Annotated in this window: 11 protein-coding genes; all 11 read left to right on the top strand. The window is 61.0% G+C overall.

The genetic code is table 11. From position 1 onward, the window contains the following. Nucleotides 1-28: 28 nt before the first annotated feature. The 11 genes from rny (at nucleotide 29) to AK2_RS02910 (ending at nucleotide 12309) form a co-directional block, all read left to right on the top strand. A complete protein-coding gene (gene rny, locus AK2_RS02960; RefSeq protein ID WP_067931291.1) occupies nucleotides 29-1582 on the top strand; it encodes a ribonuclease Y in 1554 nt (517 codons plus the stop codon). A 75-nt stretch (nucleotides 1583-1657) separates the two neighbouring features. Beyond that, on the top strand, nucleotides 1658-2437 hold the full coding sequence (locus tag AK2_RS02955; protein WP_067931289.1) for a TIGR00282 family metallophosphoesterase: 780 nt from the start codon (nucleotides 1658-1660) through the stop codon (nucleotides 2435-2437). Nucleotides 2438-2551: 114 nt separating this feature from the next. Then, nucleotides 2552-2812, top strand: a complete 261-nt coding sequence (gene spoVS / locus AK2_RS02950) for a stage V sporulation protein SpoVS (protein ID WP_026962035.1) — start codon at nucleotides 2552-2554, stop codon at nucleotides 2810-2812. Continuing rightward, a complete protein-coding gene (locus tag AK2_RS02945; RefSeq protein ID WP_067931286.1) occupies nucleotides 2809-3786 on the top strand; it encodes a membrane dipeptidase in 978 nt (325 codons plus the stop codon). The genes spoVS and AK2_RS02945 overlap by 4 nt, the downstream gene beginning before the upstream one ends. 242 nt (nucleotides 3787-4028) lie before the next feature. After that, nucleotides 4029-4565, top strand: a complete 537-nt coding sequence (gene cotE / locus AK2_RS02940) for an outer spore coat protein CotE (RefSeq protein WP_067931284.1) — start codon at nucleotides 4029-4031, stop codon at nucleotides 4563-4565. A gap of 70 nt (nucleotides 4566-4635) precedes the next feature. Beyond that, nucleotides 4636-5991, top strand: coding sequence for a YheC/YheD family protein (locus AK2_RS02935; protein WP_067931282.1), 1356 nt, complete (start codon nucleotides 4636-4638; stop codon nucleotides 5989-5991). A 19-nt stretch (nucleotides 5992-6010) separates the two neighbouring features. Further along, nucleotides 6011-7387: a YheC/YheD family endospore coat-associated protein gene (locus AK2_RS02930; protein ID WP_067931280.1), complete on the top strand. Its 1377-nt coding sequence runs from the start codon at nucleotides 6011-6013 to the stop codon at nucleotides 7385-7387. Nucleotides 7388-7416: 29 nt separating this feature from the next. Further along, entirely contained in the window at nucleotides 7417-8877 is a 1461-nt protein-coding gene (locus AK2_RS02925) for a putative amidoligase domain-containing protein (protein WP_067931278.1), read from the top strand. A gap of 24 nt (nucleotides 8878-8901) precedes the next feature. Then, nucleotides 8902-10203: a YheC/YheD family endospore coat-associated protein gene (locus tag AK2_RS02920; protein ID WP_067931276.1), complete on the top strand. Its 1302-nt coding sequence runs from the start codon at nucleotides 8902-8904 to the stop codon at nucleotides 10201-10203. 148 nt (nucleotides 10204-10351) lie between these two features. Next, nucleotides 10352-11863 carry a tRNA (N6-isopentenyl adenosine(37)-C2)-methylthiotransferase MiaB gene (gene miaB, locus AK2_RS02915; protein ID WP_067931274.1) on the top strand — a complete coding sequence of 504 codons (1512 nt, stop codon included), beginning with the start codon at nucleotides 10352-10354 and terminating at the stop codon, nucleotides 11861-11863. After that, the gene (locus tag AK2_RS02910) at nucleotides 11863-12309 is read left to right on the top strand and encodes a YlbF/YmcA family competence regulator (RefSeq protein WP_067931272.1); all 447 of its coding nucleotides are present in this window, start codon (nucleotides 11863-11865) and stop codon (nucleotides 12307-12309) included. The genes miaB and AK2_RS02910 overlap by 1 nt, the downstream gene beginning before the upstream one ends. Nucleotides 12310-12341: the final 32 nt, after the last annotated feature.

Genomic DNA, 12341 nt, shown 5'->3' with positions numbered 1-12341 from the left:
TCGCGGCGGTGAGCAAGGAGGCAAACCCATGTCCAGTACTGCTGTGATTGTCGTCGCGGCAGCAGTTGCTGTCGTGGCATTGTTGGTCGGCTTTGGAGTTGGTTACGTCGTCCGGCGTTCGTTCGCGGAGGCGAAGATCGGCAACGCGGAGTCCAAGGCGCTGGAGATCTTGGAATCGGCGCGGCGCGACGTGGAAGCCAAGAAAAAAGAAGCCTTGTTGGAAGCCAAGGAAGAAGCGCATCGGATGCGCCACGAAGCGGAGCGGGACATTCGGGAGCGCCGGAATGAGATTCAAAAGTTGGAACGTCGTCTGTTGCAGAAAGAAGAGGCTTTGGACCGCAAACTGGAAGCCCAGGAGCAAAAGGCGGAGGAGCTGAACGACAGGGAGCGGCGCATCCAAGCTCTCGAAACAGAAATTGAGCAGCTCCACGCACAGCGCGTCGCTGAACTGGAGCGCATCTCGGGGCTGACCCAGGAGAGCGCCCGCGAGATGATTCTGGCGGCTGTGGAGCGAGAAAGCCGTCATGATGCTGCGGTTCTGATGAAGGAGATTGAGCAGGCGGCGCGGCTGGAAGCGGAAAAAAAGGCGAGGGACATCATCGCGACCGCGGTGCAGCGGTGCGCCGCGGATCACGCGGCGGAGATCACCGTGTCGGTGGTGAACCTGCCCAACGATGAGATGAAAGGGCGCATCATTGGTCGCGAAGGGCGTAATATCCGGACGTTGGAGACGCTGACGGGGATTGATCTCATCATCGACGATACCCCGGAAGCTGTCATTCTTTCCGGGTTTGACCCGGTTCGTCGTGAAGTGGCACGTGTGGCACTGGAGCGGTTGGTCGCAGACGGCCGCATCCATCCGGCGCGAATCGAAGAGATGGTGGAGAAGGCGCGGCGTGACATCGACGAATTGATCCGTGAAGACGGGGAACAGGCGACCTTTGACACAGGCGTTCATGGATTGCACCCAGACCTCGTAAAGTTGTTGGGGCGTCTGAAATTCCGCACCAGTTACGGTCAAAACGTGCTCAAACATTCCATCGAAGTCGCACACTTGGCGGGCTTGATGGCGGCAGAACTCGGCCTTGATGTGCAGTTGGCCAAGCGGGGCGGGTTGCTGCACGACATCGGCAAGGCGGTCACCCACGAAGTGGAAGGCTCGCACGTGGAGATTGGGGTCGATCTAGCCAAGAGATACCGAGAACACCCGGTCGTAATCAACGCGATTGCTGCGCACCATGGAGATGTGCCGTTTACCTCCCCAGTTGCTGTGATTGTCGCAGCTGCGGATGCCGTCTCCGCGGCCAGGCCCGGTGCGCGTCGGGAAACACTGGATATCTATATGAAGCGTTTGGAGCAGTTGGAGTCGATTGCCGAATCGTTTGAAGGCGTGGAGAAGAGCTATGCGATTCAGGCGGGGCGTGAAATCCGCATCATCGTAAAACCGGAAATGGTGGATGACGCGGAATCGATTCGCATCGCGAAACAGATCTCGAAAAAGATTGAAAATGAATTGGATTATCCTGGACAAATCAAAGTCACTGTGATTCGAGAAACTAGAGCCGTGGAATACGCAAAATAGAGTAGCCTTTCGGCTACTCTATTTTTTCCCGCGCTATCGGGCTGAACCGGGAGCCCGCCTGGAGGAGGGCGTAGTGTGCGCGTGTTGTTTATCGGCGATGTCGTCGGCCGGCCTGGCCTGGAGTTTACAGAAAAGGTGCTTGCCAGGCGGCTGCAAGACTGGCGACCCGACTTGGTTGTGGCCAATGGAGAAAATGCCAGCGCCAGCGGCCGCGGGTTATCGCCGCGTGTGGCGGAACAACTGTACGAAGCGGGCGTGGAACTGTTGACGCTCGGCAACCATGCGTGGGACCAGCGGGAACTCGTGGAGTATATCGACACTGATGCCCGAATTGTCCGCCCAGCCAACTTTCCGCCGGGCACGCCCGGCCGCGGCTACACCGTGTGCCCGGTGAACGGCAAATCGGTCCTCATTATCAATGTGATGGGCCGAACCTTCTTGAGTCAGTTGGACTGCCCGTTTCGGGCTGTGGACGAGATCCTGGATGGGCACCGCGACGTGCAGCACGTGATTGTGGATATGCACGCTGAAACCACATCGGAAAAGCTGGCCATGGGTTGGCACCTGGACGGTCGCGTATCGGCCGTGATTGGCACGCACACGCATGTGCAGACAGCGGACGAACGTATTTTGCCACAAGGGACTGCCATGATCACCGATGTGGGAATGGTCGGGCCGCGCAACGGCATCCTCGGCATGGACAGGTCGCGCATACTCCGCAAAATGCTGACGCAGATGCCGGAGCGTTTCGCGGTAGCCGAAGGCCCTTGCCAGTTCTGTGCGGTGCTCATCGACCTGCATGAGCAAACGGGCAAGGCGGTGGCCATTGAACGGGTCTTTATCTACGAAGACTAGCAAAGGGTCCACGAACGCAGAGGAATTTCCACGCTGCAAGGAATCATTCGGGAATCTGTGAATATCGATATAGTGTCCTAGTCCCGAGGTTTTCCCGAAGGAGGTCATCCGAGCGTGGATGTATTAAAGGTGTCCGCCAAGTCCAATCCCAACTCTGTAGCAGGGGCCTTGGCAGGAGTTTTGCGAGAGCGTGGATCCGCCGAGATTCAGGCCATCGGGGCAGGTGCACTCAACCAGGCGGTCAAAGCCGTAGCCATAGCCCGTGGGTTTGTCGCGCCCAGCGGGGTGGATTTAATCTGTATACCTGCGTTTACGGACATCGTCATTGACGGGGAGGAACGCACCGCCATCAAACTGATTGTCGAGCCCAGATGAGGAGAGGAGAGTCTGTGGTGTCGGTCACACCGGTCGCGGACGCGCACGTGGACGTACTGTGGCGAATGGATGAACAAGGTCACCCATTCTATGGCGAGTCTCCCTTGATGGCCAGTTATGCGCGCATGCGCGCGAGTCATGTACGCACCCAGGTCTTCGCCCTGTTCAGTTCCCCGCGGCAGTCCCCCGGTGCTCAATTGGAACAGGTGATGCGCTCATTGGATGTGTTTTACGAAGAGGTCCTGCGGCCCGGGAGTGTCCAATTGGCCACGGATGCGCACAGTCTGGCCGGGGCCCACGCCACGGGGCAAGTAGCGGCTTTGCTGTCGTTGGAGGGAGCCGGGTGCCTGCGTGGCCAAGTGTCTTTGCTGCGTGTACTGCACCGGCTGGGCGTGCGTGGTGTGGGGCTGACCTGGAACGATGCGAACGAATTTGCCGACGGGTGTCTGGAGGGCCGCAACGCCGGGCTCACCCAACGGGGACGAGAGCTGGTGCGGGAGATGGAGCGGTTGGGCCTGTGGCTGGATCTGGCTCATCTCGGAGACCAGAGCACGGCCGATGCCCTACGCACTTTCGACGGACCGGTGATGGCCTCCCATGCCAATGCTCGAAGCGTGTACGCTCATCCGAGAAACCTGACCGATGCAGTGATTCACGAGATCCGGGAGCGCGACGGTTGGATTGGGGTGACGTTTGAAGGGTCGTTTGTGGCCGAACCCGAGCACCTGGGTGTGGAGGCGGTCTTGCGGCACATCGATCACCTGTTGCAATTGGGCGCCGAAGACCACGTGGGGTTTGGATCTGATTTCGATGGAACCTCTCATCCCGTTCCCGGCCTGGTGGACATGGAGGACTATCATGCACTTTCGGAGCGGCTGCGCGAGCGCTACGGACGGCGCCTGGCGAAAAAGCTCCTTTATGAGAATTTGGAGCGGTTTTTGACCCGGGTTTTGCGTACACAGTCGCGCACATAACGGAGAACCGGTTGTTCGTCCCCATGGTCCGTTGCCGATGCGCTGTCCCGCAGCCGCATCGTGACGACAGACAGCGCTGTTCTCCTCATTTCCGCGGTTCTATGGGCAGTGTGCCGGATACCTCCGGGCGCTGCCCTTTTTTGCACCACCCATGGGCAGCTTGCATACTGATGAACTAACCCGGCCTGGGCGGGGCGGCGCGTGAATCGGCTGACAGTCCGGGAAAAGAAGGAGGTTGCCGCATGGTACTCTCAGCGAAAGACTTGAATTACCGTGAGATCGTCGCCAACGCGGTATGCGGGCGTGGCAGCAAGTATTCACAAACCACGTACACAGTTCGTCCGACCAACCGTCCCAGCACCATTGGCGGGTGCTGGGTGATGAACCACCACTATGACGCGGAGTTGGTGGGGGACTATGTCGAGGTGCACGGGCGTTTCGACATCAATGTATGGTACTCGTACAATGGCAACTCCGAGACGGCGGTTGCCAAGGATACCGTCTCGTATGTAGAGCAAATCGCCCTGCGCGACCTGGACGCCGCATGCGAGCGGGACAGTCGGCAGGTCGAGGTGCGGGTTCTGCAGAGCCCCAATTGCCTCGACGCCACCATTACCGGAAACGGATCGGAGATTCTTGTGCGCGTGGAGAAGGAGATTGGGGTCGAACTGATTGGCCAGACCAAACTGTGCGTGGTCACGGCGGAATTGCCTGAAAAAAAGGACGACGACTTTGCGGAAGAAGACGAGGTATTGGAAGAGGTCGAGATGGAGGACTGAACACCTGCCGTGCACCGTCGGGGCGTGGGAACGCCCTCTTTTTTGTCCGGAGCGGCAAGGAGGAGTGCGTATGCTGCTGAAGGTCATGGTCGACACGGATTTGTCCGGTACGCAAATGGATGCGGGAAGTGAGCCCTTGCCACGCACGGTGCGTTACGGCGACAGAACGGTCGCTATCGCGCCCCTTTTCAATCCACCCCCTATCCAGACTGCGTCGCTTACGCATGACTCCACCCAGCCAATGACTTGTCGAGTGAGCGAAAGGGTGAGCCGGCAGCTGCGGCTGCCGGCCAATCTGTGTTTGCACCGCAAACTCGAAGCGGACGGGTGGCGGTTGGGGCCGTGTTTGGGGGTGTATACCCAGGTGTCGGGCGGGCAACCGTTTGCTTCCCAAACCCGGATGTTTGAGGACCTAGTGGAATTGGGGGCAGAGCTCGGAGTGGACGTGGTGGTGGTGACTCCGGGGTTCTTGGACACGGGCATGGGCTGGCGGTATCATCTGCACAGCCGCCGCTGGAAGGCGCAGCCGGTGCCTCTCCCGGACATCGTCCTCCGCCGGGCCGCCAGCTTTCCCTCTGCGCCAGCCACGGCTCGCCGCGAGTTGCGGCAACTGGCTGCGGCCGGTCTGTTGCACACATTAGCACCTGAATGTGGCGACAAATGGCGGATACATCAGGAACTTTCCCTGGCCCCCAGTTTGTCTTCTTATTTGCCACTGACCTTTCCAGCTCGGTCCGTGGATGAGATTGTCCGCATAACGGCCGAACTGGGCGATGCCTACGTCAAGCCGACGCGCCGCGCCCGCGGTGCCGCCATTGTTCATGTGCTGCGGCGGCACCAGAGCTGGGAGGTCACGTTTCACAGAACGCGCCGGACCCAGTTCGGAAAGAAGATGGAAGTGGTGCGGCGGCGTCTGGATGGCGAGCGGGCGGTGCGGCGGTTTTGGGACATGCGCCGCCTGACCCCATGCATCGTGCAGCGGACCATACCTGTTTGCCGGTTGCCGGACGGACAACCTGTGGACTTTCGCTGGCTGGTGCAGTTCAATCCTGAGCCCGTGGTGACGGCGCGCATCGCCCGCATTGGCCAGGCACGGGCGGTGACGACCAACCTGCATACGGGTGGCCGGCCAGCGGCGGCGGAATCGGTGTTGCATCAACTGGGGCTGGACGCACCAAGGCTGTTGCAGGTTTGCGACGACGTGGTGAAGGAAGTGGCTTGTCACCTCTCCCGCTTGCACCATCCGTTCGCCGAGTTGGGCATTGACCTGGCCATATCGCCGGAGGGCGAAGTCTATCTGCTCGAAGTCAATCTGACTCCAGGTAGGCGGATGCTTAGATTGCTGGGGACCGATGTCCGGGAAATGTCATTACGAAACTGGCTCGAATATGCTATCAACGCAGCCGGGTTTCGGGAGCAGACCTGATGGGAAAGGGGCGGAGCGGATGGACGCGGACGAGCGCCTGACGCTGGAGTGGTTTCCGAGTCCGTATTCGTTGCTGCGGCTCTATCCCCGTACGGCCCGGAGACTGCTGGGGGGGGCAGCGGCATCGTGCGACCTTGTGTGCGCCGGCAGGACCTTCAGCGTACCGCTCTCTGTGGATGACGCGGTGCCAGAGGGTGCCGTCCAGGTCAGCAGTAAACTTGCCCGGGAACTCGGCATCACGGAGTTGCGGGATGAGTTGACTGCTTTCTTTGTCAATGGGAAACTGCGCCTTGGTCCTATCATCGGCATCCTGTGCAATCCCCGCTGGGACGCGCGCAGAGCGTGTCTCAAGCCTAGCCAACAGCAGCTTGTGCTCGACAAACTGGCGGACGCCGCCGCCGCTAATGGGGCCGTATGCTGCCTGTTCCGCGCGGACGACGTGGATGTGAAAAAGGGACGGATTATCGGTTACGTGCGGCGGGCTGACCGGTGGGAACCCACTGAGTTGCCGATGCCGGACGTGATTTATGACCAGGTCGTCTCGCGCAAAGTTGAGCGCCGCTCGGGAGCGGCCAAGGTGCGGCGGGAGTTGTCGAAAATGTACGGGGAGCGCATCTTCAACGATGGATTCTTCGATAAGTGGCAGGTGCACGAATGGTTGACGGCCAATCGGCGCACTCGCGCTTGGGTGCCGTTGACTGTTCGTTACACAACGCCGGCCGCCGCCGCGGGGTTCATTGCCCGTTTTCCGTTGACGTACTTGAAACCGGTGCATGGAAGCTTGGGGCTCGGGGTCATCCGGGTGGAACGCAGCGGCGATGGGTATCACTGGACCATGCGGCGCAAGCACGCCCCCGCCCAGGGCGCCTTTGCTGCCAGCGCCGAGGAACTGGTTGAGCGCTTGAAGCCGCGGCTCCAATCTCGGCCCTACCTGTTGCAACAGGGGCTGGTGTTAGCGACCGTGCACCAGCGGCCGTTTGACATTCGCATCTTGATGCAGCGGGACGGAAGCGGCGAGTGGCGCCGCACCAAAATGTTTGCCCGCGTGGCCAGGTCGGGAGAGGTCACCTCCAATCTGAGCAGCGGCGGGGAGGCGCAGCCGGTGCCCGCCGTGCTTTCCCAGATTGCCGGCCGGGGAGCCAAGACGGGGCGGCTGTTGCACAAAATCCGTCGTACCGCCAGGGAGGTGGTCGACGTGGTGGAATGGGGGGCTGACAAGTCGTTTGCGGAGCTGGGCATCGATTTAGGGATTGATCAGGGAGGACGGGTGTGGGTGATAGAGGTCAACTCCAAGCCTTGGAGGACACCTCAGACGTCCAGAGGACGCCAGGAATTGACCGAGCTGGCTTTCACCAGGCCGATGCAATACGCGATGCGAGTGGCCAAGCAGATTTAGACTTCCGTCTGGGAAAGGGGAAATCGCGCATGGCCTGCTATTTGTTGCATGCGGGGCAGCCCTCCGCCAAAAGGCTCTTGCGGCGGATCGGCGCCTTGCGGGCATACGTCTCCGCCAGCGCGGTGGGAGCCAAGGATGTGGTCCTGCGCTGGGGGGCGGCGCGGGAAACTGATCCGGTCCTGGGCCGCGTCCTCAACCCCGCCCAAGCGGTTGCCCGTACGCGTTCCCGGGTGGCTATGACACGCTTCCTGCGTCGGGTCGGGATTCGCGCGGCCCGCGAACACACTCGCGATGACGGAGAGGAGCGGTTTCACAGCCAGTTTCGCATTCCGGTGTTCAACATGGCGCCGTTGGCCTGCTTCCGCAGCGACAGTGGTTCCGCATGGATTAACCAACGCATTCAGCGCGTCCAGGAGTCGTTTGCCGAGGTGCCACTGGAGGAAGAGCGCTTGACACGACGGGCGATCCGCTTGGCGATGCGGACGGTGCACGCGCTGGGGCTGGACTTTGGACTGGTCAGCATCGGGGTGTCCGGCAAGGGAATGCTCTCTGTGCTGGACGTGACGCCGACCCCGGTCCTCACGGGCAGGTTGCTGGAACTGTTCGCGGACGCGGTGGAAGCCTTCGTGCGCAGCGAGGAGCAGGCGCCGGATACGTACAACGGCGTCCAGCTTGGCACCGACATGGAACTGATGCTGCGCAATCCCGCAGGAAAAATGGTGCTGGCCAGCAAGTACTTCGGCCGCAGAGGTCCCATTGGCTGTGATGACCGGAGTGTTCGCATGGACGGGAGACGGTTGCCGCTCTTGGAATTGCGTCCAGATCCGGACAGCAACCCGCTGGTGGTGGTCAACCGCCTGCGCGACCTGATGACGGAAGCGGCTCTGACTATCAATCGCAGAGGTGTGGAGTGGCGGGCGGGCAGCATGCCCTTTCGACCGTATTGCACCGGCGGCCACATTCATTTTTCCCATGTTCCTCTGTCCAGCCACTTTGTGCGCGTCCTCGACAACTACCTGGGCCTGCCCCTGGTGTTGGTCGAGAATCCGGAGACGTCGGTGCTGCGGCGGCCGCGATACGGGTTTTTGGGGGACGTGCGTTATAAAAGCTGGGGTTTTGAATACCGTACCCCCGCGAGCTTCCTTGTGGATCGCGACGTGACCACGGCGGCTCTATGCCTCGCGTGCGTCCTGGCGGCGCATCACCGGGAGCTGCCGGTCGTCGACATGTACGACGCCCACCTGCAGACCGCCTTTTACCGTGCGGATGCGACAGAGCTGCGGGCGATTGCGCTGCGCAACCTGGCAAACCTGTCCGGTCTGCCGGTGTTCGAACGTTATCGCGATTACATTCAGCCATTGATTGAGATGATTGAACGGGACGAAGTCTGGGATGAGTCTGTGGACGTGCGGGTGGTCTGGGATATTCCGTTGGCGAAGGTGGCCACTGGAGGCCGCCGGGTACGGGTGCGCGCGGCGGTTCCAGGCTGAAGGGATAGACGGGAGGTGAAGCCCATGGTGCGCGGAGCAGGGCCACGATTGGTTTGGTTGGACCGCGGGGGTCGACTGGAGATGGCGGTGCTGTGGCGGCGTTCGCGGGGCTCGCGGCGCCAACGGGCGGTGCCCGTCCCTCAGCGTGTGCGCGTGTCCAATCTGCTTCTACCGTGCTACGAATCCGTTCCCGGGCGCGTGGTGTTCAGCGCTCCGGTGGCGTGGCAGCGACTGGACGACGGTGTGGCCGAGGCGGGCCCGGTATTCGCGATTCTGGCCGGCGGGAGGGATGGCAAATTTGTCGGCAACCGCGCGCACTTTCGCGACCTGATACGGATAGCCAGGGGCCAAGACCAGTTTGTGTATGTTTTGCCCGACGACCACGTCGACGGGGAAGGCACATGGTCGGGCTTTGTCCGTATCCGATCCGGTGTCTGGCGAGAACTTCCTTGCCCGCAGCCCCAGGCTGTCTACAACCGCATCCCTCAGCGCCACCTGGAGCAATCGCCAGCGGCGGTGCGGGCCCGGCAGACCCTGCGCGACCGGGGCATCCCTATGTTCAACCCGGAGTATTTCAACAAAGCCGTGCTCTACCGTGTGCTCGCGGAGTCGGAACTGTCTCATTACCTTCCTCAATCCACGTTTTCCATCACCTCGGCGGCACTCGCGCGCATGCTGGCGCAGCATCCCGGGGTGTACCTGAAACCGGTGGGCGGGAGTATGGGACACGGCATGATACGTGTCGAGCGGACCCATTCAGGGTATCGCGTGCAGGTTTTGAAAAAAGGGCGCACCAAGAGCCTACACGCATCCAGCCTGGCGGAGGTGCGGCAGCTGGTGGAGCGTGAGCGTATCGGTGGCGCCTACGTGATGCAGGCCGCCAAGCCGTTGCTCGACTGGCGCGGCCACCCGTGCGACTTTCGCGTCTTGCTGCAGAAGCAAAGCGGCCTCTGGCGCGTTGTCGGCGTGGGTGTCCGGGCCGCCGGAGACGGTGTCATCACCACCCACGTTCCCAATGGCGGGTTCATCGTCGACGCAGATTCGGTGCTTGACCATCACTTCGCGTCCCGTAGGGGACAGATTGCCCGTGCGCTGGAACGGATGGCCTGCGCGTGTGCGAAGCGGATTGATCAACACTATCGGGAACAGTTGGGCGAAATGTCGATGGATATCGGCATCGACCGAGAGGGCAACCTGTGGTTCTTTGAGGCCAACTCCAAACCGATGAAGTTCGACGAACCGGAAATCTGGCGCCAAGGCTTGCGCGGCACCCTCACGCACCTGGCTGAACTGGCGGCTGCAGCCCCGGAGCATAGCAGCAGGTAGGTGCAGACAGCCGGGGTTGCAGGATCCTATCCGATGTGCGCTCTGGTATAATAAAAGATATTGCCGCAGAGCTGCGGCCCTATCGCGAGACCCATGAGCGGGCCGGCGCAGATGCGCCGGAGGTCATCCGCCATAGGAGGGGGAGCGCATGGAGAACCGCATTCAACAACTTCGGGAAGGCCGATTGGTACCCGGCAAGGGCATCGCCTTCAACACCCATCGGCCGCGCCCCGTCGATTATATTCAATTTGACGTCGAGGCTGTCGCGCGCAAGTACGCGGTGGGCACGAAGCCAGGGGGACAGCCGTACCGGTTTCTGATCAAGACCTACGGCTGCCAGATGAATGAGCATGACACGGAGATGATGGCCGGTCTCCTGCAGACCATGGGATACCAGCCGGCAGACGATGTGGAGTCGGCCGATTTTATCTTGTTCAACACCTGCGCGGTGCGTGAGAACGCTGAGGACAAAGTGTTTGGGGAAATCGGTCGGCTGCGGCCCTTAAAGGCGACAAACCCGGGACTCATCCTGGGGCTGTGCGGCTGCATGGCCCAGGAGGAGAGTGTGCAGGCGATGGTTTTGGACAAGTTTCCCTGGGTCGACCTGGTCTTTGGTACGCACAACATCCATCGCCTGCCCGAGTTGTTGACAAGGGCGCGAGAAAGCCAGGACACGGTCATGGAGGTCTGGGACCAGGCTGCGGCCGCGGTGGAGCAGCTACCCAAGCTGCGCAAGGACCGGACGCGCGCGTGGGTGAACATTCAATACGGGTGCAACAAGTTTTGCACATACTGCATCGTTCCCTACACCCGCGGCGCAGAGCGCAGCCGACGGCCCGAGGATATCGTGTCAGAGGTAGAACAACTGGTCTCCGAGGGGTTCCGGGAAGTGACGCTGCTTGGGCAAAACGTCAACGACTACGGCGTGGACCTAGGGGATGTGACCTTTGCCGAGCTGCTTCGCCGCGTCAACAACATCCCGGGCATCGAGCGCATTCGCTTCACGACGTCCAACCCGTGGAACTTTACTGATGAACTGATGGCCGCCATCGCCGAATCGGAACACGTGGTGGAGCACATTCACCTTCCGGTTCAGTCCGGCAACAATCAGGTGCTCAAGCGCATGAACCGCACCTACACCCGTGAGTATTACCTGGCCCTGGTAGACAAAATCCGCGCGGCGGTCCCAGGCGTGCAATTGACCACGGACATCATCGTCGGTTTTCCGGGCGAAACCGAGGAGCAGTTCGCGGACACGCTGAGCTTGGTGGAGCAGGTGCGCTTTGACAATGCCTTCACTTTCATCTATTCGCCGCGTGAGAACACACCGGCGACGCGGTTTGTCGACGATGTGTCCCCGGAGGAGAAAAAGCAGCGTCTGTTCCGGCTGAACGAGCTTCAGTATCGGATCAGCCGGGAGTTGAACGAGCAAATGGTCGGGCGGACGGTCGAGGTTTTGGTGGAAGGGCAGAGCAAGACCAACGCGGCGGTCCTGTCGGGACGCACGCGGGGCAATAAATTGGTGTTGTTCCCGGGCAATCCGGTCTGGACCGGCCGCTTGGCACAAGTGGAAATCACGGAAGCCAAAACCTGGACGTTGGCGGGCCGGCTGGTCAGCGTCGAGTCCGGCGCAGACGCCGGTGAGGAGGGACTGGCATAATGGGTGCTCCCCTAGCAATTCAGGTCCACCGGGAGTCGATTCTGGCCAAGGCGGACGCCATCGCGAAACAAATCGCCAGCATGGATGCGTACGCACGTTTTTGGCAGGCAAAGCAGAAAATGAAACACCATCAGCGGGCCCAGCAGCTGTTTGAGGAGCTCAAGCTCAAGACAAACCAGAGCTTGATTCTCAAGCAGCGCCTGGCTTCCGACCACCCGAAGGTGATGTTGGCCGACCTTGAGGTGCAGGAGATCGAGGACGAGCTTTGGAAAATTCCTGTGGCTATGCAGTACAAGGAAGCGCAAGCGGAGCTGAACGAATGCTTGCAGGGCGTGATTTCCGTGTTGTTGGCCCGTCTGGGCCAGGTGCTTCCGGTGGAGCAGGGGCCGCGCCAGGGTTGTGGTCGCGGGCATGGCGGCCAGGGATGTGACTGCGGCAAGCGCTAGAAGTTGGCGATTGGCCGCAAAATCACGGGCAT

Source organism: Alicyclobacillus kakegawensis NBRC 103104 (assembly GCF_001552655.1).
In the GTDB taxonomy this organism is placed as follows: domain Bacteria; phylum Bacillota; class Bacilli; order Alicyclobacillales; family Alicyclobacillaceae; genus Alicyclobacillus_G; species Alicyclobacillus_G kakegawensis.
This window is presented reverse-complemented; position numbering and strand designations above follow the sequence as displayed.

Bases quoted from the DNA above. Each gene is read 5' to 3' on its own strand.
- AK2_RS02945 (WP_067931286.1), top strand. From the start codon at position 2,809: ATGAGGAGAGGAGAGTCTGTGGTGTCGGTCACACCGGTCGCGGACGCG.
- AK2_RS02910 (WP_067931272.1), top strand. From the start codon at position 11,863: ATGGGTGCTCCCCTAGCAATTCAGGTCCACCGGGAGTCGATTCTGGCC.
- AK2_RS02925 (WP_067931278.1), top strand. From the start codon at position 7,417: ATGGCCTGCTATTTGTTGCATGCGGGGCAGCCCTCCGCCAAAAGGCTC.
- AK2_RS02935 (WP_067931282.1), top strand. From the start codon at position 4,636: ATGCTGCTGAAGGTCATGGTCGACACGGATTTGTCCGGTACGCAAATG.
- rny (WP_067931291.1), top strand. From the start codon at position 29: ATGTCCAGTACTGCTGTGATTGTCGTCGCGGCAGCAGTTGCTGTCGTG.
- miaB (WP_067931274.1), top strand. From the start codon at position 10,352: ATGGAGAACCGCATTCAACAACTTCGGGAAGGCCGATTGGTACCCGGC.
- cotE (WP_067931284.1), top strand. From the start codon at position 4,029: ATGGTACTCTCAGCGAAAGACTTGAATTACCGTGAGATCGTCGCCAAC.
- AK2_RS02930 (WP_067931280.1), top strand. From the start codon at position 6,011: ATGGACGCGGACGAGCGCCTGACGCTGGAGTGGTTTCCGAGTCCGTAT.
- AK2_RS02920 (WP_067931276.1), top strand. From the start codon at position 8,902: ATGGTGCGCGGAGCAGGGCCACGATTGGTTTGGTTGGACCGCGGGGGT.